26 protein-coding genes are annotated in these 25,432 nt (G+C 60.1%); 11 read left to right on the top strand and 15 right to left on the bottom strand.

Features of this window, described 5'->3' with window-relative positions; translation table 11 throughout:
* The first annotated feature begins 104 nt into the window (after positions 1 to 104).
* The gene (alaC, locus tag OQ248_RS17735) at positions 105 to 1,313 is read left to right on the top strand and encodes an alanine transaminase (RefSeq protein ID WP_265813464.1); all 1,209 of its coding nucleotides are present in this window, start codon (positions 105 to 107) and stop codon (positions 1,311 to 1,313) included.
* Positions 1,314 to 1,376: 63 nt separating this feature from the next.
* On the opposite strand, the gene OQ248_RS17730 is transcribed toward alaC, so the two are convergent.
* Positions 1,377 to 2,729: a GntP family permease gene (locus OQ248_RS17730; protein WP_085709678.1), complete on the bottom strand. Its 1,353-nt coding sequence runs from the start codon at positions 2,727 to 2,729 to the stop codon at positions 1,377 to 1,379.
* Positions 2,730 to 2,811: 82 nt separating this feature from the next.
* Positions 2,812 to 3,345, bottom strand: coding sequence for a gluconokinase (locus OQ248_RS17725; RefSeq protein WP_085730316.1), 534 nt, complete (start codon positions 3,343 to 3,345; stop codon positions 2,812 to 2,814).
* 216 nt (positions 3,346 to 3,561) lie between these two features.
* Here OQ248_RS17725 and OQ248_RS17720 point away from each other — a divergent pair, with 216 nt between their 5' ends.
* Positions 3,562 to 4,593: a LacI family DNA-binding transcriptional regulator gene (locus tag OQ248_RS17720; protein WP_065259320.1), complete on the top strand. Its 1,032-nt coding sequence runs from the start codon at positions 3,562 to 3,564 to the stop codon at positions 4,591 to 4,593.
* Position 4,594: 1 nt separating this feature from the next.
* On the opposite strand, the gene OQ248_RS17715 is transcribed toward OQ248_RS17720, so the two are convergent.
* Positions 4,595 to 5,467, bottom strand: coding sequence for a LysR family transcriptional regulator (locus OQ248_RS17715; protein ID WP_265813462.1), 873 nt, complete (start codon positions 5,465 to 5,467; stop codon positions 4,595 to 4,597).
* A gap of 121 nt (positions 5,468 to 5,588) precedes the next feature.
* Between OQ248_RS17715 and OQ248_RS17710 the strand changes: the two genes are divergently transcribed.
* The 3 genes from OQ248_RS17710 to OQ248_RS17700 all read left to right on the top strand — a co-directional run bounded on the left by OQ248_RS17710 (position 5,589) and on the right by OQ248_RS17700 (position 8,299).
* Positions 5,589 to 6,029: a PACE efflux transporter gene (locus OQ248_RS17710; RefSeq protein ID WP_265813461.1), complete on the top strand. Its 441-nt coding sequence runs from the start codon at positions 5,589 to 5,591 to the stop codon at positions 6,027 to 6,029.
* A gap of 126 nt (positions 6,030 to 6,155) precedes the next feature.
* Positions 6,156 to 7,580, top strand: coding sequence for an MFS transporter (locus OQ248_RS17705; RefSeq protein WP_265813460.1), 1,425 nt, complete (start codon positions 6,156 to 6,158; stop codon positions 7,578 to 7,580).
* Between the two features lie 152 nt (positions 7,581 to 7,732).
* Positions 7,733 to 8,299, top strand: a complete 567-nt coding sequence (locus OQ248_RS17700) for a hypothetical protein (protein ID WP_265813459.1) — start codon at positions 7,733 to 7,735, stop codon at positions 8,297 to 8,299.
* 60 nt (positions 8,300 to 8,359) lie between these two features.
* On the opposite strand, the gene OQ248_RS17695 is transcribed toward OQ248_RS17700, so the two are convergent.
* The 5 genes from OQ248_RS17695 to OQ248_RS17675 form a co-directional block, all read right to left on the bottom strand.
* Entirely contained in the window at positions 8,360 to 9,679 is a 1,320-nt protein-coding gene (locus tag OQ248_RS17695) for a PAS domain-containing methyl-accepting chemotaxis protein (protein ID WP_085709673.1), read from the bottom strand.
* A 518-nt stretch (positions 9,680 to 10,197) separates the two neighbouring features.
* Positions 10,198 to 11,211 carry an ABC transporter substrate-binding protein gene (locus OQ248_RS17690; protein ID WP_265813458.1) on the bottom strand — a complete coding sequence of 338 codons (1,014 nt, stop codon included), beginning with the start codon at positions 11,209 to 11,211 and terminating at the stop codon, positions 10,198 to 10,200.
* On the bottom strand, positions 11,208 to 11,753 hold the full coding sequence (locus OQ248_RS17685) for a sigma-70 family RNA polymerase sigma factor (RefSeq protein ID WP_265813457.1): 546 nt from the start codon (positions 11,751 to 11,753) through the stop codon (positions 11,208 to 11,210). Before OQ248_RS17685 ends, OQ248_RS17690 begins: the two co-directional genes overlap by 4 nt.
* Before the next feature lie 127 nt (positions 11,754 to 11,880).
* Positions 11,881 to 12,672: a PhnD/SsuA/transferrin family substrate-binding protein gene (locus tag OQ248_RS17680; RefSeq protein ID WP_265813456.1), complete on the bottom strand. Its 792-nt coding sequence runs from the start codon at positions 12,670 to 12,672 to the stop codon at positions 11,881 to 11,883.
* A gap of 7 nt (positions 12,673 to 12,679) precedes the next feature.
* The gene (locus tag OQ248_RS17675) at positions 12,680 to 13,621 is read right to left on the bottom strand and encodes a fatty acid desaturase (protein ID WP_265813455.1); all 942 of its coding nucleotides are present in this window, start codon (positions 13,619 to 13,621) and stop codon (positions 12,680 to 12,682) included.
* A gap of 325 nt (positions 13,622 to 13,946) precedes the next feature.
* Between OQ248_RS17675 and OQ248_RS17670 the strand changes: the two genes are divergently transcribed.
* Positions 13,947 to 14,357: a GNAT family N-acetyltransferase gene (locus OQ248_RS17670; protein ID WP_265813454.1), complete on the top strand. Its 411-nt coding sequence runs from the start codon at positions 13,947 to 13,949 to the stop codon at positions 14,355 to 14,357.
* A gap of 120 nt (positions 14,358 to 14,477) precedes the next feature.
* On the opposite strand, the gene def is transcribed toward OQ248_RS17670, so the two are convergent.
* The 3 genes from def to OQ248_RS17655 form a co-directional block, all read right to left on the bottom strand.
* Positions 14,478 to 15,017: a peptide deformylase gene (gene def / locus OQ248_RS17665; protein WP_114885021.1), complete on the bottom strand. Its 540-nt coding sequence runs from the start codon at positions 15,015 to 15,017 to the stop codon at positions 14,478 to 14,480.
* Positions 15,018 to 15,019: 2 nt separating this feature from the next.
* Complete coding sequence (locus OQ248_RS17660; RefSeq protein ID WP_085709666.1) at positions 15,020 to 15,970, bottom strand: YihY/virulence factor BrkB family protein; 951 nt, start codon at positions 15,968 to 15,970, stop codon at positions 15,020 to 15,022.
* Positions 15,971 to 16,146: 176 nt separating this feature from the next.
* Positions 16,147 to 16,338 (bottom strand): CsbD family protein, encoded by a 192-nt coding sequence (locus OQ248_RS17655; RefSeq protein ID WP_248742534.1) that lies wholly within the window; start codon positions 16,336 to 16,338, stop codon positions 16,147 to 16,149.
* A 198-nt stretch (positions 16,339 to 16,536) separates the two neighbouring features.
* On the opposite strand from OQ248_RS17655, the gene OQ248_RS17650 reads away from it, so the two are divergent.
* A complete protein-coding gene (locus tag OQ248_RS17650) occupies positions 16,537 to 16,914 on the top strand; it encodes a hypothetical protein (protein WP_007951149.1) in 378 nt (125 codons plus the stop codon).
* A gap of 49 nt (positions 16,915 to 16,963) precedes the next feature.
* Here the strand turns inward: OQ248_RS17650 and fadD1 are convergent, their stop codons facing one another.
* Together fadD1 and fadD2 are read right to left on the bottom strand one after the other, a co-directional pair.
* Complete coding sequence (fadD1, locus tag OQ248_RS17645; protein ID WP_114885024.1) at positions 16,964 to 18,661, bottom strand: long-chain-fatty-acid--CoA ligase FadD1; 1,698 nt, start codon at positions 18,659 to 18,661, stop codon at positions 16,964 to 16,966.
* A 357-nt stretch (positions 18,662 to 19,018) separates the two neighbouring features.
* Positions 19,019 to 20,707 carry a long-chain-fatty-acid--CoA ligase FadD2 gene (gene fadD2, locus OQ248_RS17640; protein ID WP_114885026.1) on the bottom strand — a complete coding sequence of 563 codons (1,689 nt, stop codon included), beginning with the start codon at positions 20,705 to 20,707 and terminating at the stop codon, positions 19,019 to 19,021.
* Positions 20,708 to 20,955: 248 nt separating this feature from the next.
* Here fadD2 and OQ248_RS17635 point away from each other — a divergent pair, with 248 nt between their 5' ends.
* Both OQ248_RS17635 and OQ248_RS17630 read left to right on the top strand, forming a co-directional pair.
* The gene (locus OQ248_RS17635; RefSeq protein ID WP_265813453.1) at positions 20,956 to 21,900 is read left to right on the top strand and encodes an alpha/beta hydrolase; all 945 of its coding nucleotides are present in this window, start codon (positions 20,956 to 20,958) and stop codon (positions 21,898 to 21,900) included.
* Positions 21,901 to 21,942: 42 nt separating this feature from the next.
* Positions 21,943 to 22,413 (top strand): MaoC family dehydratase, encoded by a 471-nt coding sequence (locus OQ248_RS17630; RefSeq protein ID WP_003227420.1) that lies wholly within the window; start codon positions 21,943 to 21,945, stop codon positions 22,411 to 22,413.
* Between the two features lie 129 nt (positions 22,414 to 22,542).
* On the opposite strand, the gene OQ248_RS17625 is transcribed toward OQ248_RS17630, so the two are convergent.
* On the bottom strand, positions 22,543 to 23,010 hold the full coding sequence (locus tag OQ248_RS17625; RefSeq protein ID WP_085709662.1) for a PA2169 family four-helix-bundle protein: 468 nt from the start codon (positions 23,008 to 23,010) through the stop codon (positions 22,543 to 22,545).
* A gap of 204 nt (positions 23,011 to 23,214) precedes the next feature.
* Between OQ248_RS17625 and OQ248_RS17620 the strand changes: the two genes are divergently transcribed.
* Entirely contained in the window at positions 23,215 to 23,451 is a 237-nt protein-coding gene (locus OQ248_RS17620) for a DUF3820 family protein (protein ID WP_265813452.1), read from the top strand.
* A 24-nt stretch (positions 23,452 to 23,475) separates the two neighbouring features.
* Complete coding sequence (locus OQ248_RS17615) at positions 23,476 to 24,657, top strand: aminotransferase class V-fold PLP-dependent enzyme (protein ID WP_265813451.1); 1,182 nt, start codon at positions 23,476 to 23,478, stop codon at positions 24,655 to 24,657.
* On the opposite strand, the gene OQ248_RS17610 is transcribed toward OQ248_RS17615, so the two are convergent.
* Complete coding sequence (locus OQ248_RS17610) at positions 24,654 to 25,370, bottom strand: intradiol ring-cleavage dioxygenase (protein WP_265813450.1); 717 nt, start codon at positions 25,368 to 25,370, stop codon at positions 24,654 to 24,656. The two genes, OQ248_RS17615 and OQ248_RS17610, sit on opposite strands and share 4 nt — an antisense overlap.
* Between the last annotated feature and the right edge of the window lie 62 nt (positions 25,371 to 25,432).

The raw sequence follows: 25,432 nt of genomic DNA, 5'->3' as shown, positions 1-25,432 counted from the left end.
ACGCTGGACAGTCTGCCATCGCTGCCCTTATCTTCCGCCACAGGTCACCGCAGTGACCAGCGTCGCTCGGACGGTTCCGGGCGCTTACGTTATCCGAGGCAACAATGGCTGAACAAGGTTCGCCGCGCCGCTTTGCGCGCATAGATCGACTCCCCCCTTACGTTTTCAACATCACTGCCGAGCTGAAGATGGCTGCCCGACGTCGTGGCGAAGACATCATCGACTTGAGCATGGGCAACCCCGACGGCGCCACGCCGCCGCACATCGTTGAAAAACTGGTGCAGGTTGCACAACGTGAAGACACCCACGGTTACTCCACATCCAAAGGCATTCCGCGCCTGCGCCGGGCGATTTCCAACTGGTACAAGGACCGCTACGAGGTCGACATCGACCCGGAAAGCGAAGCCATCGTCACCATCGGTTCCAAGGAAGGCCTGGCGCACCTGATGCTGGCGACCCTGGATCAGGGCGACACCGTACTGGTGCCGAACCCGAGCTACCCGATTCACATCTACGGTGCCGTGATTGCCGGCGCCCAGGTGCGGTCGGTGCCTCTGGTGCCGGGCGTGGACTTCTTCGATGAGCTGGAACGGGCGATTCGCGGCTCGATCCCGAAACCTAAGATGATGATCCTCGGCTTCCCGTCCAACCCGACCGCGCAGTGCGTGGAGCTGGATTTCTTCGAGCGGGTGATCGCCCTCGCCAAACAGTACGACGTGCTGGTGGTGCACGACCTGGCCTACGCCGACATCGTCTACGACGGCTGGAAAGCCCCATCGATCATGCAGGTGCCGGGCGCCAAGGACATCGCGGTGGAGTTCTTCACCCTGTCCAAGAGCTACAACATGGCGGGCTGGCGCATCGGTTTCATGGTCGGCAACCCGGAACTGGTCAGCGCCCTGGCGCGGATCAAGAGTTACCACGACTACGGCACCTTCACCCCGCTGCAGGTGGCCGCGATTGCTGCGCTGGAAGGCGATCAGCAATGCGTGCGCGACATCGCCGAGCAGTATCGCCAGCGCCGCAACGTGCTGGTCAAGGGCCTGCATGAGCTGGGCTGGATGGTCGAGAACCCGAAAGCTTCGATGTACGTCTGGGCGAAGATTCCCGAAGCCTACGCGCACCTCGGTTCGCTGGAGTTCGCCAAGAAGCTGCTGGCCGAGGCCAAGGTCTGCGTCTCGCCGGGTGTCGGTTTCGGTGAATACGGCGACGATCACGTACGCTTCGCACTGATCGAGAACCAGGACCGGATTCGTCAGGCGGTACGCGGGATTCGCGGGATGTTCCGGGCGGATGGCCTGGGCACCAGGTAACTCGCAAATGTCGCCCACAAAAAAACCGCATCGCTGCGGTTTTTTTGTGCCTGCGATTCGCCGTTAGACGAACAGCGACAGCAACAGAATGAAGCCCAGGCCAACCACCGACAGGATGGTTTCCATCGCGGTCCAGGTCTTGAAGGTCTCGGCCACGGTCATGTTGAAGTACTGCTTCACCAGCCAGAAACCGGCGTCGTTGACGTGGGACAGGATCAGGGAACCGGCACCGGTGGCCAGCACCAGCAGTTCACGGTTCACGCCCGGAATCATCCCGACCACCGGCACCACGATGCCCGCACCGGTGATGGTCGCCACGGTGGCCGAACCGGTCGCGATACGGATCACCGCCGCCACCAGCCACGCCAGCAGGATCGGCGAGATCTGCGCGCTGACCGCCATGTGGCCGATCACGTCGCCCACGCCGCTGGTCACCAGCATCTGCTTGAAGCCGCCGCCGGCACCGATGATCAGGATGATCGCGGCGGTGGGCGCCAGGCTCGCATCCAGCCACTTGAGCATCTGTTGGGAACCGATGCCCTGCTTATGGCCGAAGGTGTACAGCGACAGCAGCAACGCCAGCAGCAGCGCCGAGATCGGGTGACCGATCATGTCCATCCAGGTGCGGAAGAAATGACCGTCCGGCAACGCCACGTCGGCGAAGGTTTTCAGCAGCATCAGGAACACCGGCAGCAGCACGGTGACCAGGGTGATGCCGAAGCTTGGCAGCTTGGTCGAATCGGTTTCACGGGCCAGTTGATCGACCAGTTCCTGATTCGGCGTACCCGGAATGTGCTTGGCGATGAACGTACCGAAGATCGGACCGGCAATGATGGCGGTCGGCAGCGCGACGATCAGACCGTAGAGAATGGTCTTGCCGATGTCGGCACCGAACACGCCGATGGCCAGCAGCGGGCCCGGGTGCGGTGGCACCAGGCCGTGCACGGCGGACAGGCCGGCGAGCAGCGGGATACCGATCTTGATGATCGACACGCCGGTGCGGCGAGCAACGATGAACACCAGCGGAATCAGCAGCACGAAGCCGATTTCGAAGAACAGCGGAATGCCCACCAGGAACGCGGCGAACATCATCGCCCACTGCACGCGCTCTTTGCCGAACGCGCGGATCAGGGTCTGGGCGATCTGATCGGCACCGCCGGATTCGGCCATCATCTTGCCGAGCATGGTGCCCAGCGCAAGGATGATGCCGACGAAACCGAGCACGCCACCGAAGCCGTCCTGGAACGCCTTGATGATGGTGCCGATCGGCATGCCGGACGTCAGGCCGAGGAACGCGGCGGCAATGGTCAGGGCAATGAAGGGGTGAATCTTGAACTTGGTGATCAGGACGATAAGCCCGATCACCGTGACTACTGCATCAAGCAGCAGGTAGGCGTCATGGGACATGCCAAACATTGGGGGTCTCTCCTGGTTTGTTGTTGTTATTAAAGCGGGTTAATCAGAAGTCGAAAGGACAGCGCTGTCTTCACAATCACACTCATACCGCCTGTTTCAGGCCATGGGCCTGCCACCAGACGTGGGCTTGCGACGCGAGTTCTTCAACGCTGTGGATCGAAGCGTTCAGGGCCAGGGTCAACGGCTCGCCTACCGGCGATTCGAGGGTGGCGAACTGGCTTTCGATCAGCGTCGCCGGCATGAAGTGGCCCGGGCGATGGGACACGCGGTCGGCGGCGACTTCCGGCGTCAATTCGAGGAACACGAAGCCCAGGCCCGGCAAGGCGCTGCGCAGACGTTCGCGGTAAATGTGTTTGAGGGCCGAGCAAGTCAGCACCGGGCGTTCGCCCAGCGCGTCAACACGACGCAGCTCATCGCACAGGCTGTCGAGCCAGCCGGCACGGTCTTCGTCGTTCAGGGGGATCCCCGCGCTCATCTTTTCGATGTTCGCGGCCGGATGGAAAGTATCGCCTTCAATGGCAGTGGCGCCGCTCAATTGGCACAGGGCCTCGCTGACGCACGTCTTGCCGCAACCGGCAACGCCCATGATGACCAGGGCGGTGATGGGATGATTCATGTAACACCTCAGCGCGCAGACAGCGCTACCTTTGCTAGCTATGACTCTAGTGCACAGGCAGAAGTTGCCGACGCCTTCTTGTCGTTTTTTTGGGTTGCAGCAGGTTTTGTCCCAACGCCAAAAAGCGAGGATCAGGCAGGACCTCGCTCACGCATTTGCAGCTGCATAAGGACAGCGCTACCTTAGTGCCTTGATTTTTGTTTGGCAAGCCGCCCGATGACCACCCCTAAAAACGATAAAAACACCCGCACCACCGGCCGTCCCACCCTCAATGAAGTTGCCCGGTTGGCTGGCGTCAGCCCGATTACCGCCTCCCGCGCCCTGCGCGGGGTCAGCACCGTCGCCACCGAACTGGTGGAAAAAGTCCAGAAAGCCGCGCTGGAACTCAACTACGTGGTCAACCCCGCCGCCCGCGCCCTGGCCTCGGCCCAGAGCCATTCGGTGGTGGTGCTGGTGCCTTCGCTGGCCAACCTGTTGTTCATCGATACCCTGGAAGCCATTCATCGGGTGCTCACGCCCAAGGGCTTCGAAGTGCTGATCGGCAACTTCCACTACTCCCGCGATGAAGAAGAAAACCTGCTGCGCAACTACATGGCCTATCAGCCACGCGGCCTTCTGTTGACCGGCTTCGACCGCACCGAAACCTCGCGGCGGATGATCGAGGCCAGCAACATTCCCTGCGTGTACATGATGGAGCTGGACAGCGCCGCTGGCGTGAATTGCGTCGGCTTCTCCCAGCTCAGCGCCGGGGAAACCGCCGCCGAACATTTGCTGTCCCGTGGCCGCAAGCGTCTGGCGTACATCGGCGCGCAGCTCGACCAGCGCACCCTGTTGCGCGGTGAAGGCTTTCGTAAAGCACTGCAGAAGGCCGGTCGCTACGACCCGGATCTGGAAGTGCTGACCCCGCGTTCATCCTCCGTGGGTCTGGGCGGCGAGTTGTTCCTGCAACTGCTGGCGGCGCATCCGGACGTCGATGCGATCTTCTTCGGCAACGACGACCTGGCTCAGGGCGCCCTGCTCGAGGCGCTGCGCAACGGCATCAGGATCCCCGAGCAAGTGGCGATCCTCGGCTTCAATGACCTGCCGATGTCGGAACACATGGTGCCGCGCCTGAGCAGCATCAACACCCCGCGCGAAGCCATCGGCCGGCGTGCGGCGGAGCAGATGCTGACCTTGATGGCCGGCAACAGCGTGGCGCGGCCGGTGGAGGACATGGGCTTCGAATTGAAGATCCGCGAAAGCACCTGACTCAACCGCCCAGCAACTCCACAAGAGCCAGCGCGCCCTTCTGCAATGGCTGGCTCTTGAGCCACACCGCGTGCACCGGCAGTACCAGACCGTTTTCGATGTTGCGGAAATTCAACCGTTTCAATCGTCCGCTATCGAGCCACGGCTGCACCACCGACAACGGAAAATTGCCCCAACCCAACCCCGCCTCGACCATCTCCAGCGCCGTCTCCAGGCTGTCGGTGCGCCAGTGGGATTCGGCCACCAGCGGCCGGGTTTCGCTGATCGGCAAATCGCGGCTGCCGACCACGATCTGCCGCACATGCACCAGATCCTCGAGAAACAGATCTTGCCCCTGCAACAGCGGACTGTCCGCTGCCAGCGTGGCGATCATCCGTTCACTGCCGACAAACTGAAAGCGCTCCAGCACGTTCACGCTCAACCCGGCGAACGCCAGGCACACGCTGACCCGGCCACTGTGAAGCAGCGCCAGCACGTCATCCTGCGGCGCGGTGAGTACTTCGATGTCGAGCAGCGGATGGCGCTCACTGATTTCCTTGATGGCCGCCAGTAACCGTCGGCGATCGATATCCGTCGCCACGCCGATCGACAACTTGCTCTCCAGCCCCAACGACAGCTGCACCGCATGCACCTGCAATTGCTTGAGCTGATCGGCGATCAGTCGCGCATGGGGCACCAGCGAAAGCGCCATGGCCGTGGGTTGCGGTTCGCGGTGACTGCGGTCGAACAGCGAATAACCGAGTTCGGCCTCCAGATTGCCGATGGCCATGCTTACCGCTGACGGGACTTTGCCCAACGCCCTGGCAGCCGCGGAAAACGAGCCGCGCTCGATCACGGCGAGAAACAGCTCGATGCTTTCGCTGTTGAAATTCACATCTTTTACCTATCAATAAAACTGAAATCTTCTGACTTTTTCTATCATCGCTATTGAAGCTATCTTTCGTCGCCTTCGCCAGCCCCGTTGGCCACAAGTCGCAAGAAAGAGGCAATTCCCCATGCAAGGCGTCAAACGCAAACTGGTCTACGTGTCGCTCTATGAAGTGATCGGCATGACCTTCTCGGCCCTCGGCCTGGCCCTGTTGTCCGGCACTTCGCCCGGCAGCACCGGCCCGCTGGCGGTGATCATCACCACCATCGCCGTAACCTGGAACTTCATCTACACCTCGCTGTTCGAGCGCTGGGAAAGCCGTCAGGTCTCGCGCACTCGCACAGTCAAACGGCGCATCGCTCACGCCGTCGGCTTTCAACTGACACTGATCGTGTTCCTGATTCCGCTGATCGCCTGGTGGATGGATATCAGTCTGGTGCAGGCCTTTCTGCTGGATCTGGCGCTGATCGTGTTCATCCCCTGCTACACCTTCGCCTTCAACTGGCTGTTCGATAAGGTGTTCGGTTTGCCGGCCTCGGCGCTGCCGGATCCGGCACCCGCAGCATGAATCACTTATTGGTGAGCGGATATTGCAAGAAATCGGCGGTTTTCCTGCCTAAGCCGCCGATATAAGTAATCCTTGATTTCCGATAGCAGGCTAAGCTTTTCCATCATAAAAAAAATGGATCGGCCCATGACTGCACACGCCCCCGCCGCCGCGCAACGCGACGGCATCGACCCGATACGCGCCGCACAGATTTCCGCTCGCATCGACCGCCTCCCGGCAGTCGCCACGATCTGGCGGCTGGTGGCGCTGCTGTCGATTGGTGGTTTCTTCGAACTCTACGACCTGTTCCAGACCGCCTATATCAGCCCGGGCCTGATTCGTGACGGCATCTTCTCTACCGGCAATCAGGGCGTGTTCGGTTTCTCCGATCAGGCCGCGTTCGCCTCGGCGACGTTTCTCGGCCTGTTTCTCGGTGCCAGCTTGCTCAGCCCTTTGGCGGATCGCTTCGGGCGACGGGCGATCTTCACCTTCGCGCTGGTCTGGTACACCGTGGCCACGGTGCTGATGGGCGTGCAGAGTTCGGCGCTGGGAATCATCTGCATGCGTTTTCTGGTGGGCATCGGCCTCGGCATCGAGCTGGTGACCATCGACGCCTACCTCTCGGAACTGGTGCCAAAACGCATGCGCAGTTCGGCGTTTGCCTTCGCGTTTTTTGTGCAGTTTCTGTCGGTACCGGCGGTGGCGCTGATGTCCTGGTGGCTGGTACCGCAGGCACCGTTCGGGGTGTCCGGCTGGCGCTGGGTGGTGTTGGCAAGTGCGGTGTTTGCACTTTTCATCTGGTGGCTGCGCAAACGCCTGCCGGAGTCGCCGCGCTGGCTGGCCCAGCATGGCCGTTTCGATGAAGCGAACCGGATTCTCGATGGCATCGAGGCACGCTGCGAGAAAGATCATCGTAAACCACTGGACGCGCCGGAACCGGTGGCAGTGGACATCGAAGGCAAGGGTCGCTTTGCCGATATCTGGCAACCGCCGTACCGCCGCCGCGCGCTGATGCTGATCGTCTTCCACATCTTCCAGGCCATCGGCTTCTTCGGTTTCGGCAACTGGCTGCCGGCGTTGCTTTCCGGTCAGGGCGTCAGCGTCACTCACAGCTTGATGTACGCGTTCATCATCACTCTCGCCTACCCGCTCGGGCCGCTGCTGTTCGTGAAATTCGCCAACCGCTTCGAGAACAAATGGCAGATCGTCGGCTCGGCCCTTGGCGCCATGACCTTCGGCACCTTGTTTGCGTTGCAGACCAACGCCTTCGGCCTGATCTTCTGCGGCGTGATGATCACCTTCTGCAACGCCTGGCTGAGCTTCAGTTATCACTCCTATCAGAGCGAACTGTTCCCCACCAACATCCGCGCCCGGGCGGTGGGGTTCTGCTATTCGTTCAGTCGCTTGTCGACGGTGTTCAGCAGCCTGTTGATCGGTCTGTTCCTCGATCACTTCGGCACACCGGGCGTATTGGCGTTCATCGTTGCCAGCATGCTGATCGTGATACTGACCATCGGTTATTTCGGCCCCCGCACCCGCAACCTGGCGCTGGAAAACATCGCCCATCGCTGACGGACAACGGTCATCTTCTGCCACCCTCCGGCAAGGGATGACCGCTTAGCCTGTCCACGAGAAACACAACTCATTGAAATAAAGGGATTTATTGGATAGGCACGGTATTTGCTGCCAAAGACTGACAGTCATTACCTACAGGTTCTTTCATCATGTTGGTCAGTGCAAAACAACAGCAAATCATCCACCTGCCCAAGCAGCTGAATGACGATGCAACCGCCACGGCAGCGGCCGGTCTGCAAGGCGGGCTCCACGGCGCCATGCTGCAAACCCTGCAAAACCAGGCGCAGGCGCAAACCACCGACGCCACCAATCAGGTGCAAACCTCGGCCACGCAACTCGCCACCCAGCAAGTCAGCGAAGCCACGCGCATCAGCGACAACGTCGATGAGGCGTTCGCCAAGACCCGCGTCGGCCTGCAGACCTCTGACGCTTCGCAGACCAAAACCGCCGGCACCTCCGCCACGGACGAATTCAAGGACTACATGAGCAAGTCGCCGGAACAGCGCCTGCGCGACAGTATCCTGAAGGAGATGGGTCTGACCGAGGACGACATCAAAGCCATGCCGCCGGAGAAACAACTGGCCATCGGCAAAGAGATCGCCGATCGCCTGCAGGACAAGATGAAACTGGCCGAAGCCGAGAAGCAGAACAAGCAGGACGCCAATTCGGTGAAGCTCAGCGACCAGTCGGCTGACAAGTTCCTCGCTTCGCTCTAACGAACGGCGCAATGAAAAAAGGATCCCTGCGGGGATCCTTTTTTTTCAGCCGTGAAACCGTCAGTTCAACTGCAACGTCTCGTTGAACTGGCTGATCGCATCCACCACATGCCGCGAGCCCTGCTGGATCTCGCGGATCGCGTCCCCCGCCTCGTTCGCCAGTTCCACTCCAAGCCCGGTGCGGCTCAGGCTCGACTGCATGCTCGACACCGCACTCAGTGACAACTCGTGGTTCTTGCGCACCACATCGACAATCTCAAGGGTCGCCTGACTGGTCCGCGCCGCGAGGCTGCGCACCTCATCCGCCACCACCGCAAAACCACGTCCGTGCTCGCCGGCCCGCGCCGCTTCGATGGCCGCGTTGAGTGCCAGCAGGTTGGTCTGGTCGGCAATTCCGCGAATGGTCTGGACGATGGTGCCGATGATGTCCGACTGCTTGCTCACCGCATCGATGCTCAGCGCCGCTTCGTTGAGGTCGCGGGAAATGTCCTGAATGATCTGCACCGTTTGCTGCACGACCTGTGAGCCTTTTTGCGCGCAGGCGTCGTTTTGTACCGAGGTGCTGTGGGCCGATTCCGCAGCGGTCTGCAAGGTCGTCATCTGGTGGGTGATGTCGCTGGCGAACTTCACCACTTTGTACAAGCGGCCCTTGGCGTCGAACAACGGGTTGTACGAGGCTTCGAGGTAAACGGTTTGTCCGGACTTGTTCTTGCGTTCGAAGCGGTGCGAGTGATATTCGCCGCGATTGAGCGAAGCCCAGAACGCCTTGTACTGCGCCGACTCGGCTTCGGCACGGTGACAGAACAGACTGTGGTGATGACCGACGATTTCGTTGAGCGAGTACTGCATGGTCTTGAGGAAGTTGTCGTTGGCCGAGATCACATTGCCTTCCGGGGTGAACTCGATCACCGCCATCGAACGGCTGATGGCGGCGAGCATGCTTTCCTCTTCTTTTTCCTTGTTCACTCGCGCGGTAATGTCCGACGCCACTTTGATCACACTTCGAACCTGTTTGTCCGGGCCGTACACCGGCATGTAACTCGCTTCCAGCCAGATCTCCTGGCCACGCTTGTTCAGGCGCAGGAAGGTCCCGCTGAGCGGTTCGCCTCGGGCCAGGTCACGCCACAACTTGGCGTATTCCTCGCTGCGATAGAACTCTTCCTCACAGAAGATCCGGTGATGTTTGCCCCGTACTTCCTCGGCGCTGTAGCCCATGGTCTTGCAGAAGTTGTCATTGGCATCCAGCACGATGCCGTCGGGGGTGAATTCGATCATTGCCATCGAGCGGCTGATCGCCTCCAGCTTGGCATTGGCTTCGGTCAGGGCACAGCTGAAGCGTTCGATTTCCTGCAGGTCAGCCTTGTGATGTAGGTTGAACATGTCTCTATCACCTTGAGCGCGGTCTTTTGATTTGATGAAAGTTCAGGTCTTTCAGAATCCACCACTACGTTCCACAGAACAGGCACACGCATTCCTCCACGGGAGGAAGTTGTCAGGTGATAAACGATGATTAATCAAAGAGTCCATGCAGCGACGCTCTAATCAAGACATCCTTCTCTTGATAGCCCGCGAACGGGCCATTCCTAACGTGTAGAAGAACTTCCATTTAAAAAACATGCTCCTTGCCGGTTAAGTGTCGGTGCCTTGGATTGCGCACTCTGGCAGCTTTGTTCTCGGCTAACCGATTGCCGTCGAGGCGCTTTGGATGGCGGTCGACATAGTTAGTTACAGGTGAGCATAGACAGCGCAAAGCCTTGCGCAAGGCCACTAGTCGGCCAGTACCACGGGGATTAAGGACAAAAAACGGACAAGAATCGGTTCAGCGGGCGGGATGTTTGTTGCCATTGCGACCGACTCGCAATGGCAACTTTTGAAACGACACAATAATCGGAAAAGAACTACAGACTTCCGCTGACTTTATTCGCCACTTCACCCGGTACCCATGGTTTCCAGACTTGTGGTTGATCGCGCAGAAATGCTTCGGCCACCTGACGTGGCTGCTGGCGCTTCTCGCTCATCCCGGCCAGGGTCTGGTTCAGCAGATCGATCGGCAAATCGACTTTCTCAAAGAACGTCACCAGTTCCGGGTACTGCGCCTTGAACGGCGCCGAGACGCCAATCGCCAGGCTCGCCGGCATCGAGCGGGTGCCTTTCGGGTTGGGGTTGTTGGCGTCGGCCAGGGTTTTCCAGGCTTCGGCGTCGAACGGCGGCTCCTCCAGCTTCACCAGTTTGAAGCGACCGAGCAACGGCGTCGGCGACCAGTAGTAGAACAGCACCGGCTTGCCGCGCTTGATCGACGACGCCACCTCGGCATCCAGCGCCGCACCGGAGCCGGTGCGGAAATTGACGAAGCTGTCGTTCAGCGCATAGGCCTTGAGCTTCTGACTGTTGACGATCTCCGAGGTCCAGCCGGTCGGGCTATTGAGGAAACGCCCGCGACTCGGGTCTTCTGGATCTTTGAATACATCCTTGTAGCGCGGCAGGTCGGCCACGGATTTCAGCTCCGGTGCCAGCGGTTTGATCCCGCGCTCGGCGTCGCCCTTGATCACGAATTCCGGCACCCACCAGCCTTCAGTGGCGCCCTTCACCATGTCGCCGAGGCCGAACACCTTGCCTTCGGCCGCAGCCTTGACCCACGCAGGGCTGCGCCCGGCCCATTCTTCGCCGATCACTTGAATGTCGTTTTTCGCCAGCGCCGCTTCGAGGCTGACGGTGCTGCCCGGGAGCGTGTCGGTCGGGTAGCCGTAGCCTTTTTCGACGATCAGGCGCAGCACTTCGGTGATGAAACTGCCGCTTTCCCAGGTGATGTCACCGAAGTGAATTGGCGCTTTCGTTTCCGCAGCGACAACATGGCCTGCCGTCAGGGTCAGGGCCAGCAGCGAACTGCCGAGCAGGGTTTTGATCGATCTCATGCGGACCTCTTGTTCTGGGAGGAAATCAGGGTTTGGTTGGCGCTGTGGCGGTTGCACAGGGCTTGGGAACGGGTCATGTACATGCTCACCGAACGCTGGGAGATACCCAGCTCGACGGCGATTTGCGGGTAGGTCAGGCCATCGATGCGCGCCAGCAGAAAGGTCGAGCGCACCTTGCCCGGCAGGCGCTGGAGCGTCCGGTCCAGATGTTTGAGGCTTTGCGACAGATCGGCCAGATCTTCGGGAGACGGCGCGTGATCGAGGTCACTCTGTTGCAGTTGATGCAGATGCCGACGCTCCAGATCGCCCCGCCGCCAGCGCTCGTAAAGCAGGCGCTGGGCGATGGTGGTAAGCAAGGCGCGGGGTTCGCGGATGGCGGTCAGGCCTGGTGCTTCGAGCAGTTGCGCGAAGGTTTCGGCGGCGATGTCTTCGGCACTGGCTGCATCGTTCGATTGCCGACGCAGGCGTGTGCACAACCACTGGTAATGGTCGCGAAACAACGTGTTCACATGATTGCGATGGGATGCGTCGGCGCCGGACATGGGGGCTCCTTGGTCAAGGGTCGCTGAATGTCCGGTCGTCCGGTGGCGCGATCCTAGCAAGGTGCCTTATGCGTTAAAAATACTTAAAAAGAATTTTTATATTCCATTAATGAATTAATCGCGACCGCTAGCGCAAGCGGCCATAACCCAGTTCTTCGGCCTCGCGCTGGTACTCCAGCAGGACTTGGTAATCGCTTTCGCTGGCCGGCAGGACTTCGGCCAGGCCAAGGGTGCGGGCCACATCCGGCAAGTCTTGCAGGCTGCGGTTCATGGCCCGGCGCAGTTGCTCGATCTGCCGGTCCGTCGTGCTGGCAGCGGTGATGAAGGGCAAGGTCGGGCTGAACGCACTGCGCGCCACCACCCGCAACCCACTGACCTCTTCAGCGACGTGTTGCGCCAGGTAGGCAAAGGTCACGCTGTCGATGGCCGCCAGATCGGCAAGGTCTTCGCGCAACCAGCGCAGGCTCTCGCGGTGACCGCCACTGAGGCCGACCGAAGCGAAAAACCGCCCGTCCCGCTGCAATGGCGCCAAGCGCTGGCGCAACAGGTTCATGCCGCTGTTGGAGTCCTCGCTGTTGATCACCCCGCGACTGTCGAAGAACTCCGCCAGACTGCGGCGCGGATCATCGGCGCGGGCAAGGATCAGGCTGCAATGATTGCCGGTCGTGGCGTCCGGTAATTCGTAGCGCGGACGGCCGACAAGCCTGACCTGCCCGCGCAACGCGGTCATCAGCGGATAGCCGCAGGTCTGGGTCAGCAGCAATTGCGGCGACAGCCAGAGTTCGGGCAACGACAAGCCTTCGGCACTGAGCCGCGAATGGCCCAGGTGATCGAGAATCCTCGCCAGCCACTGTTCGTTCGCCGCGCGGATCGGCTCAGGGGCGATGTACATCAACAGCTCTGCGTAACCTGACGACATGGTGACCTCAAATGAATGGGTGCTGCGGACTGTCGATTGGCTTGAGGCCGTGCCGGCGCCACAATTGCCCATAACCCTGCACCAGAAATCCTCCGCTGCGTTCGATCCATTGCTCCCGCCGCATGCGGTAGGCATTGGGCAAGTCATACCACGCCAGCTTCGGCAAATCGTGGTGCACCAGATGGAAATTCAGGTTCAGGAACAGCCAGCGCCACGGCCATCCGGCCTCGTTGAGCACGGTGCGTTGCTCCGGTTGTGTGTGCGGCCGGTGTTCATAGTAAGAGCGGACCATCGCGATCGACAGCGCGGGGATGCTGATCAGCAGCAGGTAATGCCAGACCGGCAATACGCTGTAGCGGGCGATGAACACCAGCATCAGCACAGTCAGGGCACCGTGGGTCAGCCACATCAGCCAGGCCTGGCGCTCGCCGCTTTTCAGGCGTCGCAGTTCTTCATCGGCCAGCGCCAGCAAGGCCAGCGGTGCGCCGAGGATGAATCGGCCGAGCATGGTCTTGTTCAGCCAATGCAGGCCGCGTTCGAACAGCGAACTGCCCTGCCAGCGCTTGGCGCTCAGGTAGCGGCTTTCGGGGTCGACGCCGGGGATCGTCAGGTCTTCATCGCGATGGTGCTGCAGATGACTGTCGCGATAGAGCGTGTACGGATACCACACGGCGAACGGCGCGTAGCCGAGGACTTTGTTCACCCAGGTCCAGCGCGTCGGATGGCCATGGAGCAATTCGTGCTGCACTGACAGCCACAGCACCAGCAACGGAATCAGCAGCAACGTGCTCCACCAGAGGCCGAGCCGTTCGCTGCCCAGAACAATCGCGAACCAACCGCCGTACACGCCAATCAGCAGCAGCCAGGTCGGCCAGTCGGTACGGGCGGTGAAGCGTTGGCGTAGGGTTTCGATCTGTTGGCGATGGGCATCGTCGAAATAGTGGGGCATGGCGTGGCTCGGAACGAAGGTCTGATCGTTCTGTGCAACACCAGCGGGAAATCTTGCAGATTATTTTTTGCAGAGAAGAAAGGAGCCCGAAAAGCGGGCTCCCGTGGAACGGTATCAATGGCCAAAAATATCGACTTTCTTCGCCCTTTTCTCGTGGCGCTTCTCGATGGCGGTCTTGGCCGGTTTCTTCTTCGCAGCTTTCTTCGCATCCATACCTTTGGACATGACGCGTACTCCTCTGAAGGGGATGTGAGATCAGGTATACACCTATCCCGGCGAGTCCGTTGTTTTATAATCCGCGACTTTTGCACCGGCAGTCCGATTCATGACCGACACCCGCTACAGCCAGCTCGACGACCTATCCTGGCCTTTGATGAACAAGTTCTACCGCCAGCATCAATCGTCGATGAAAGCGGTGCGCGAGGCGCAATTGTGGGTGGCGCGGCGCGAGGAGATCGTGGCTGCGCTGTGCCTGCGGCCGGTGTTCGGCGGGCACTGGCTGACCGGGTTGTTCGTTGATCCGGCCTGTCGCGAACAAGGCATTGCCGCGCAATTGATCGCGGCGGCAGTAAAGGATGTGGAGGCGCCGGTGTGGCTGTTCTGCCACCCGGACTTGCGCGGTTTCTACGAGCGACGCGGCTTCACCTTCGACCCCGCCCTGCCCCAGGCGATGGCCGAGCGCTTGAGCCGTTATGCGCGGAGCAAGCCGATGATTGCCATGGAGCTTGCGCCATAAAGATCAAATGTGGGAGCGGGCTTGCTCGCGAAGGCGGCGAGTCAGTCAACAGATGCAGCGACTGACACAACGCCTTCGCGAGCAAGCCCGCCCCCACAAAGATTGGCGGTGTTCGGAAGATCAATCGTCAGCGTTGGGATCGAGATCCGGGAACATCACTTCGGTAAAACCGAACTTGCTGAAATCGGTGATGCGCGACGGGTACAGCCGCCCGATCAGGTGATCGCACTCATGCTGTACCACCCTTGCATGGAACCCCGAAGCCACACGCACGATCGGCTGCCCTTTCGGGTCGACACCTTCGTAGCGGATCTGCTGATAACGATCCACCGCTCCTCGCAGGCCGGGCACTGACAGGCATCCTTCGAAGCCCTCTTCCATCAGCGGACTGAGCGGCGTGATCAGCGGATTGATCAGGATCGTCTGCGGCACGGCTTCGGCGTCCGGGTAACGCTCGCTGTGCTCGAAGCCGAAGATCACCAGTTGCAGGTCGACGCCGATCTGCGGCGCGGCCAGGCCGACACCGCCGACGCTTTCCATGGTCTGGAACATGTCGTCGATCAGTTGCCACAGCTCCGGGCTGTCGAGCATCTCAGCGGGCACCGGCGGGGCTATGCGCAGCAGGCGCTCGTCGCCCATCTTCAGGATTTCACGGATCATGGTCAGGCTTCGTCAGTGTTCGGCTTGAGCGACTGATCGCGCCCCAGGCCGGAAACGTGTTGTTTGGGATGCTCATCGAGTTCGCCGGGGACTTTCTCGCCCGGGTCCTTGCCCTCGCTGGACATGTGTTCGATCACCGCATTCATCTCCGCCCCCAGCAACAGCACCGCGGCGGAAATGTAGAAATACAGCAGCAACACGATGATCGCACCGATGCTGCCATACATGGCGTTGTAGTTGGCGAACGTCTTGACGTAGAACGCGAACCCCAGGGACGCGACGATCCACACCACCACCGCCAGCACCGAGCCCGGGGTGATGAAACGGAATTCCTGTTTGACGTCGGGCATCACGTAGTAGATCAACGCGACGGCGACCATCATCAGGATCACGATCACCGGCCAACGGGCGATGGTCCACACCGTGACGATGAAATCTTCCAGCCCGAACTGACCGGCGATCCAGCCCATCACCTGCGGTCCAAGTACCATCAACGCGGCGGCGGCCAGCAACATGCCGGCGATGCCGACGGTGTAGAAAATCGACAGCGGGAAGCGCTTCCAGATCGGCCGGCCCTCGACCACGTCGTAGGCGGCGTTCATCGCGCTCATCATCAGGCGCACGCCGGCGGAAGCGGTGTACAGGGCGATGACGATACCCACGGAAAGCAGACCGCCCTTGGACTGTTGCAACTGGTCTATCACCGGGTTGACCTGCTCCAGCGCCTGAGGCGGCAACACCAGCTCCGATTGCAGGCGCAGCCAGGAGAAGAAGTCCGGCAGATGCAGGAAACCGATCAGGGCGATCAGGAACAGAATGAACGGGAACAGCGAGAACAGCATCTGGTAGGCCAGTGCCGAGGCATAGGTCGACATCTCGTCTTCCATGAACTCGGTGACAGTACGCACGATGACCCGGTGCAGGGGCAGGCCTTTCATGTCGGGGAAAATCATTCGCGTCTCCTTTCGCCGCAAAACAGGTTGAAGTCGTGGCGACTCAGGGGCCGTTTTCTCTCATCAAAGTAGCCTACTTGGCGACTCTGAAACACTGTGATCCGTGACTGCATGTGAACGACACACAAAAACGGCCATCCTTGGATGGCCGCTTCGGTGTTTCGTTCAAGGCTGGATCAAGCCTTGTCGACGCCTTTCTTGATCGCGTCCTTGGCTTTGCCCACCGCTTGCTGGGCCTCGCCTTTCTTCTCTTGCAGTTTGCCTTCGGCTTGCAGCTTGGTGTTGTCGGTGGCTTTACCGACACCTTGCTTGATGTTGCCGACCGCTTCGTTGGCCATGCCTTTTACTTTATCGCCTGTGCTACTCATGGTGTTTCTCCTTGGTGCATTGAAGGGGAAAAGTCAGTACGTAATGATTGACTGACCCGGTTTGCGCCAAGTTTCATTTATTTTCAGGGCTTCATTTCGTCGCGGCGTGCAGGTTGCGCTTTATGTTTGCGAGCGTACCCCCGAGAATGCCCACCATAAGGGCGCCAAGCGCCGCAGAACCGATCCCGCAGGAATGTTATGAAACTCGATAAAAAGCAGGCCATCGCCCGTCGCAACCAGGAACTGGGCGGTGCCGTGCTCGGCACCAACAACTGCCACTTCGCCGAACTGAACCGCAACCGCAACATCTGGTGGTTCGACTTGCCGGTGTCGCGTCTGGCCATCGGTCAGTACGAGTGGATTCACCTGTTGATGCACACCCCGGCCACTGACGAACTGCTGCACCTGAAAGTGCCGACCGTGTTTCTGCGCGAGAAACTCGAAGGTCTGGTGATCCGCAACGAAGGCAAACGCAAGGCAGCCCTGAGCCTGGAACTGAGCGCCGACAAGGACTCGTACCTGCAGGACATGCGCCCGGCGGGGACCAATGTGAACTTTGCGCCGTTCCGCCAGTAAGCGATTCCTGCTTCAACAAAAAGCCCCGCATCTGCGGGGCTTTTTGGTTTTAGGCGGCGCTCTTGGCCTTGATCTTCTTCAGCTCTTCGTCGCGCAGTTCGCGGCGCAGGATCTTGCCGACGTTGGTGGTCGGCAATGCATCGCGGAACTCCACCGAACGCGGCACTTTGTAGCCGGTGACGTTGGCGCGCATGTGCTCCATCACCGTTTCCTTGGTCAGCGTGACGCCTGGCTTGGCGACGATGAAGATCTTGATCGCCTCGCCCGATTTCTCGTCCGGAATACCGATGGCTGCACACTGCAACACGCCCGGCAGGGTCGCCAGCACGTCTTCCAGCTCGTTCGGGTACACGTTGAAACCGGAAACCAGGATCATGTCTTTCTTGCGATCGACAATGCGCATGTAGCCGTCCGGCTGGATCACCGCGATGTCACCGGTTTTCAGCCAGCCTTCGCTGTCGAGCATCTCGTCGGTGGCTTCCTGACGCTGCCAGTAGCCCTTCATCACTTGCGGCCCCTTGACGCACAGCTCGCCGATTTCGCCCAGCGGCTGCTCGACACCGGCGTCGTCGATGACTTTGCACAGGGTCGACGGCACCGGAATGCCGATGGTGCCGATCTGGATGTTCTGGATCGGGTTGACCGTCGCCACCGGGCTGGTTTCGGTCATGCCGTAGCCTTCGCAGATCGGGCAACCGGTGACCGCCTTCCAGCGCTCGGCAGCGGCCAGTTGCAGGGCCATGCCGCCGGACAGGGTGACTTTCAGCGCCGAGAAATCCAGCTTGCGGAAACCTTCGTTGTTGCACAGGGCCACGAACAGCGTGTTGAGGCCGACGAAACCGCTGAACTTCCACTTCGACAGTTCCTTGACCATCGCCGGCAGGTCGCGCGGGTTGCTGATCAGGATGTTGTGGTTGCCGATCAGCATCATCGCCATGCAATGAAAAGTGAACGCATAGATGTGGTACAGCGGCAGCGGAGTGATCAGGATCTCGCAACCTTCATTGAGGTTGGAGCCCATCAGCGCCTTGCACTGCAGCATGTTGGCGACGAGGTTGCGATGGGTGAGCATCGCGCCCTTGGCCACGCCGGTGGTGCCGCCGGTGTATTGCAGCACGGCGACGTCGCCGCTGTTCGGGTTGGCTTCGGCGACCGGCTGGCCCTGGCCCTTGCTCAGCACGTCGTTGAACTTGACGGCTTTTGGCAGGTGATAGGCCGGAACCATTTTCTTCACGTACTTGATGACGCTGTTGATCAGCAGACGCTTGAGCGGCGGCAGCAGGTCGGCGACTTCAGTGACGATGACGTGTTTGACGCCGGTTTTCGGCACCACGGCTTCGGCCAGGTGCGCCATGTTCGCCAGGCACACCAGCGCCTTGGCACCGGAGTCATTGAACTGGTGCTCCATTTCCCGCGCGGTGTACAGCGGGTTGGTATTGACCACGATCAGCCCGGCACGGATGGCACCGAAGACGGCGACCGGGTACTGCAACACGTTGGGCAGTTGCACGGCGATTCGATCACCGGGCTGCAAATCGGTATGCTGTTGCAGATAAGCGGCAAACGCACCGGACAATTCGTACAGTTCACCGTAGGTGATGGTCTTGCCCAGGTTGCTGAACGCCGGTTTGTCGGCGAAGCGTTGGCAGGATTGCTTCAACACTGCCTGAATATTCGGGTACTCGTCTGGATTGATGTCGGCAGCAATTCCAGCGGGGTACTTATCCTTCCAAAAGTCTTCGATCATGGAAGCCCACTCCTCAGCAACGCGAATTCAGCACCGCATTTGATGCGATTATTATTGGTGTTTGTTTTGTATTGGTGAATCTGGCTTTTTATCAGGCCGAGAAGTCACAAAGCGCGCCGAGAGTAGCAGCTTTGCCAAGGGTCGACCAGAGCCAAAAGTGGCCCGCATGGTCATTTTAATGACTCAAGAACCATTGGCAGTCATTTTAGAGCAAAAATCCTATAACACCCTGAAAGTCCCGAATTTCGGGGTCGTACGCCTAAAAGCATCGCGGGCAAGCCCGCTCCCACAGGGAACTTTGTCGTCCTTGTGGGAGCGGGCTTGCCCGCGAACGCGCGAAGCGCGGCCATTCACCGATCAGGCGATATCGCGCAGCTCCCGCCGCAGGATCTTCCCGACAGGCGTCATCGGCAGCGACTCACGCAGCACGATGTGTTTCGGCACCTTGTACGCGGTGAAATTTTCTTTGCAGTAGGCCTTCAGCTCTTCCAGGCTGACCCCGGTTTCCCGCGCCACCACAAACAGCTTCACCGCTTCCCCGGAACGCTCGTCCGGCACACCGATCACGGCACAGTTGGCGACTTTCGGATGAGCCATCACCACGTCTTCGATTTCGTTCGGGTACACGTTGAAACCGGAGACGATGATCATGTCTTTCTTGCGGTCGACGATGCGCACGAAGCCATCCGGGTCGATCACCGCAATGTCGCCGGATTTGAACCAGCCCTCGGCATCCAGCACTTCGGCGGTGGCCTCGGGTTTCTGCCAGTAGCCCTTCATGATCTGCGGGCCCTTGATGCACAGTTCGCCGCGCTCACCCAAAGGTTGCTCTACACCGTCGTCATTGATGACTTTCAACCGGGTGCCCGGCACCGGCAGGCCGACCGTGCCGATCCGTGACAGCTCGCCGTACGGGTTGGTGCAGGCTACCGGCGAGGTTTCGGTCAGGCCGTAACCTTCGGTGATGCGACAACCGGTGAGCTGCTCCCAGCGCTCGGCGGTGGCCTTGACCAGCGCGGTGCCGCCGGAGTTGGTGAGCTTGAGCGTGGAGAAATCCAGGGTCTTGAAGTCCGGATGATCCATCAGCGCGACGAACAGGGTGTTGAGCCCCAGCAGTGCCGAGAACTTCCAGTTCTTCAGCTCCTTGATGAAGCCACCGATGTCCCGCGGATTGGTGATCAGGACGTTGTGGTTGCCGGACACCATCATGCACATGCAATTCGCGGTGAAGGCATAGATGTGGTAAAGCGGCAGCGGCGCAATCATCACTTCCTGCCCTTCGCGCAACAACGGTTGACCGTCGCTGCCGAACTGGCCGAGACAGGCGCGCACCTGCTGCATGTTCGCCACCAGATTGCCGTGGGTGAGCATCGCGCCCTTGGCCAGGCCAGTGGTGCCGCCGGTGTATTGCAGCACGGCGATGTCGTCCAGGCCGACCTTCAACGGCTTGATGCCCAAGCCTCGGCCCATGCGCAAGGCGCTCTTGAAGGAAATCGCCTGGGGCAGCGAATACGCCGGGACCATTTTCTTCACTTTGCTGACCACGGTGTTGACCAGCCAGCCCTTGGCGGTGGGCATCAGGTCGCCCATCTTCGCTTCGATCAGGTACTGGATGTCGGTGTCCGGCAGCACTTCCTGGACCTTCTGACCGAACATGTTCAGGTACACCAGCGCCCGGGCACCGGAGTCCTTGAACTGGTGACGCATCTCCCGCGCGGTGTACAGCGGGTTGGTGTTGACCACGATCAGCCCGGCGCGCAGGGCACCGAACACGGCAATCGGATAATGCAGGACGTTGGGCATCTGCACCGCGATGCGATCCCCCGGCGCCAGATCGGTATGGGCTTGCAGGTAACCGGCGAACGCGGCGCTCTGGCGCTCGAGTTCGGCGTAGGTCAGGGTCACGCCCATGTTGCTGAACGCCGGGCGGTCAGCGAATTTCTTGCAGGAACGCTCGAACACCTCGATCACCGACTTGAATTCATTTGCATCGATGTCCAGGGGTACGCCCGCCGGGCGTTTGTCATTCCAGAAATCAGGTTGCATTGTTCTTGTCCTCTTTACCTGAGCCGATCCGGGGCCGCTTCGCTGTCATTTCTTTCTATCCCTGAAAAAGCCGAGAGCAAAAAGCGGGGCTTCACGGACACTAGCAGCTATGGTCATTCAGGCAAATATGGGCGACGTCCTCATTGATCGTGTGAATCTTCCTGCCGTGGCGTGGGCTGATCGGACGCGCTATACAATGCAATCTCTGCAATCCCCTGCAACAAAAGCATGCCGCAAAAGGAATCGCCATGATCCACGACACTTTCTGGCTGGACGCGAGTGACCGCAGCCGCCTCTTCGTCAACCAGTGGCTGCCGAACGCGCCGCTGAAGGCGGTGATTCTGCTGGCCCACGGCATGGCCGAGCACAGCGCCCGGTATGCGCGACTGGCCGAATCGTTCTGCGCCGAAGGCTACGGTGTGTATGCGCCCGATCAACGCGGCCATGGCAAAACCGCCGATCATGGGACGCTCGGGCATTTCGCCGACGACGATGGCTGGTGCAAGGTGGTCGGTGATCTGGCAAACCTCAACCAGCACATCGGCCAGCGCCATCCCGGCGTGCCGATCGTGCTGCTCGGGCACAGCATGGGCAGCTACATCGCGCAGGCTTATCTGCTGCATCACAGCGCCAGCCTGCATGGGGCGATTCTAAGCGGCTCGAATTTCCAGCCGGTTGCGCTGTACCGCGCGGCCCGGCAAATCGCCCGGTTCGAAAAGCTGCGCCAGGGCGCCAAGGGTCGCAGCGTGCTGATCGAATGGCTGTCGTTCGGCTCGTTCAACAAAAAATTCAAACCGGCGCGCACCGCGTTCGACTGGCTGAGTCGCGATCCGGCCGAAGTCGACAAGTACGCCACCGATCCGCTGTGCGGCTTTCGCTGCACCAATCAGTTGTGGATCGACCTGCTCGGCGGGTTGCAGCAAATCAGCAAAGCGTCCAATCTCGCCCAGATCGACCCGGGCCTGCCGCTGCTGGTGATTGGCGGCGAATGTGATCCGGTGAGTGAAGGCAAGCGTCTGACTGATCTGGCCAATGCCTTGCGCTCGGCCGGCAGCCAGAACCTGCAACTGAAGATCTACCCGCAGGCGCGGCACGAATTGTTCAATGAGACCAACCGCGACGAAGTGACCGCCGATGTGCTGGCCTGGATCGACCAGGCGCTGAGCCATCCCCGTCCGCACCGTAGCGAATAATTTTTTGTGGATTCATTTAATCCGTCACAGGAATCAAGACCGATGACCCAGGTTACCAACATCCCTTACGAAGCCCTCGAAGTCGGCCAGACCGCCAGCTACAGCAAGACCGTCGAGGAGCGCGACATTCAGCTGTTCGCCGCGATGTCCGGCGATCACAACCCGGTGCACCTGGACGCCGAGTTCGCCGCCGCCAGCATGTTCAAGGAACGCATCGCCCACGGCATGTTCAGCGGCGCGCTGATCAGTGCGGCGGTGGCGTGCGAGCTGCCTGGACCGGGCACGATTTATATCGGTCAGCAAATGAGTTTCCAGAAGCCGGTGAAGATCGGCGACACCCTGACCGTGCGCCTGGAAATCCTCGAGAAACTGCCGAAGTTCCGCGTACGTATCGCCACTCGCGTGTTCAACCAGCGCGATGAGCTGGTGGTGGATGGCGAGGCCGAGATCCTGGCGCCACGCAAGCAACAGACCGTTACCCTGCCGACCTTGCCGGCCATCAGCATCGGCTGAATCTTTCTGCAAAAAAAACAAAGTGGGAGCGAGCCTGCTCGCGATGGGGCCAGATCAGTCAACATCACTGTTGAATATCAGTCCGTCATCGCGAGCAGGCTCGCTCCCACAGTTTTTTTCAGGTGACGCTTACGAGCGGGCACGCGCCTGATTGCGCAGCGCTTTCACCTGATCATGATTGCGTTGCACGCCGTGGTACTGACGCTCGACCAGATCACGAATGCCGACCAGGTTGTGCTTGTTGATCTTCTCGATCGCTTCACGATAAGCCTTCAGGGCGTGGTCTTCGCCGCGCTCGGCTTCGTTGAGCACTGCCTCTTCGTCCTTGCCGGTGAACATCGCTTTGACGTCGACCCAGCGACGATGCAGGTCACCGCTGACGCTGGTGGAGGTTTCCGGATCGCCACCCATTGAACGCACAGTCGCCTGCAATTCGGCAGCAGCGGTAGCGCAGTCGGCGGAGCGTTTCACGAACAGGGTTTTCAGCTCAGGGTGCTTGATGTCTTCAGCGCAGGTCTTGAACCCTTCCTGACCGTCCTTGCTGGTTTCGATCAGGTCGTTGAGGACGGAGATGGCTTCTTTATTCATGTCAGTCATTTTTCAATTCCTTGCGTGGGTGAAAGATGCAAGGAGTGTTGCAGTGGTCGTGCCAGCTTTTGATAAGGAATTTAATTGTTAATTTTCAATGAGTTATAAATAAAACAAAAAACTGTATGCCTGTTATTTGCATGATCTGTCATTTGGCCTGCATGCAGAATGCCTGTATTTTCCAGACTGTTTCGAATCAAGACGATACCTTTGATGAACCCTGAAAAACTTGAGTTGCTGATCACCCGCGAAATGCCCTTCGGCAAGTACAAAGGACGGATCATTGCCGACCTCCCCGGCCCGTACCTGAACTGGTTCGCCCGGGAAGGTTTCCCCCACGGCGAACTCGGCGGCCTGCTGGCGCTAATGCAGGAAATCGATCACAACGGTCTGTCGGAGCTGCTGGAACCGCTGCGCGCCAAACATGGCAAACCCTCCCCGCGCCACTGAGGCGCATCCTGATCCGAGTCGACCATGCCCGATAACACCCGCCGCGCCCGAGACGAAGCCTTCTGGCAAACCTTCGCCGACCGTTACGACCGCCACCCCGGCCCCGTAAACCTGGAAAACGGCTACTTCGGACGCATGTCGCGCACCGTGGTCGAGGACTATCAGCGCCACATCGAGCTGATCAACAACAGCAACTCGGTGTACGTGCGCCAGCGTTTCGAACAGCACGACAGCCTCGACATCCGCGCGCAACTGGCCGAGCTGATCGGCGTGCGCGCGCAAAGCATCGCTTTCACTCAAAACGCTACCGCCGGCCTGCAGTCGCTGATCCGCAACTACAACCGGCTGGAGCCTGGCGATCAGGTGCTGATCTGTGATCTGGAATACGACACGGTCAAGGGCGCCATGCGCTGGCTGGGCCGCCATCGCGGGGTCGAGGTGATCGAGATCGAACACACGCACCCGGCCAGTTTCGACAGCCTGCTGGCAACTTATCGTGATGCGTTCATTCGCCATCCAAAGCTCAAGCTGATGGCGCTGACCCACGTCACCCACCGCACCGGACTGGTGATGCCGGTGCAGGCGATCGCCTCGCTGGCCAAGGAACATGGCGTCGATATCATCCTCGACGGCGCCCACGCCCTCGGCCAGATGGAGTTCGATCTGGAAGCGCTGGGCATCGCCTTCGCCGGATACAACCTGCACAAATGGATCGGCTCGCCGCTGACCTTGGGCTTTCTGTATATCGCTCCGCAGCGTCTGGCGGACATCGACCCGGACATGGGCGAGATGCATTTCCCGCTCAACGACATTCGCTCACGCACGCCTTACAGCACGCCGAACATTCCGGCGCTGATGACCCTGCCGCTGGTGTTCGAGGAACACCGTGCGCTCGGTGGCGCGGCGGCCAAGGGTGCACGGGTGAACTACCTGCGCAATCTGTGGGTCAGTGCCGTGCGCAACCTGCCGGGCATCGAGGTCACCACCCCGGACGACCCGCGTCTGTATTGCGGCATCACCTCGATGCGCTTTACCCGGCATGCCAACCAGCAGGCGATGGTTGAACGCCTGCTCAACGACTACAACCTGTTTACCGTGGTGCGCAACGGCGCGGCCTGCGGGCCGTGCATCCGCATCACGCCGTCATTGACCACGACGGCGGCGGAGATTCAGTCGCTGGTTCTGGCGCTGAATGAACTGCGTTAAACCGTGTATTTATCGAAGTCCTCGGGCTTGATCTGCGACGACACCGCAAAGGTGTCGATGCCGATCGTGAGGTGGCCGAAGTAGCCGTCCTCGTGGGATTCACGGCCGATCGGCCAGACCGTCAGCGTCGAGGCCTCCCCGCACATCCGGGTGTAGTAGTGGTCCTGGCAGTTGTTCAGCGGTGAGGACGCCCGCCCACGATAAGCCTTGGCGTTGAGCACACCGCGAGAAACCACTTCCGGAAAGTACAGCTGCCCGACCCAGGCCACATTGCGCTCATCAAGATATTCGTTGCCGGCGACGATGCGCACCGCCACGTGAATGTGCAGGGCACGTCCGGCATAAAAACCCGGATAGATCGTGGTGAAGCGCACCCTGCCCTTGTGATCGCTGAACTGACCACCGCGCAGGTAGGTGTCGTCGTCGGTTCGCGGGATTGAACCGATGTCTTCAACGTCGACTTCCTGATCCGGGTTGACCCGGCTCCACCCGGAATAAGCACCACGTGCGTTGCAGTGCCAGATATCCACCAGAGCGCCGCTGACCGGCTCGGCGGTCATGGCATCGACGATGGTCAGGCGCAACAGCAAAGGCAGGCCCTCGGCACCTTCGCTGATATTGCGGCGCAACAGCTTGGGATTGCGAAAATACGGCCCGGCGACTTGCTCGGGGGCCAGTTGATAAACCGGTGGAGCTGAAGGCTGGTTGTCCATGACGCGTTCTCTCTTCCATAAGATGAACGCAGGTTAGCGTCACACGCCAAGCCAGGTGCGGT

Source organism: Pseudomonas sp. COW5 (genome assembly GCF_026240005.1).
Classification (GTDB): Bacteria; Pseudomonadota; Gammaproteobacteria; order Pseudomonadales; family Pseudomonadaceae; genus Aquipseudomonas; species Aquipseudomonas kribbensis.
This window is presented reverse-complemented; position numbering and strand designations above follow the sequence as displayed.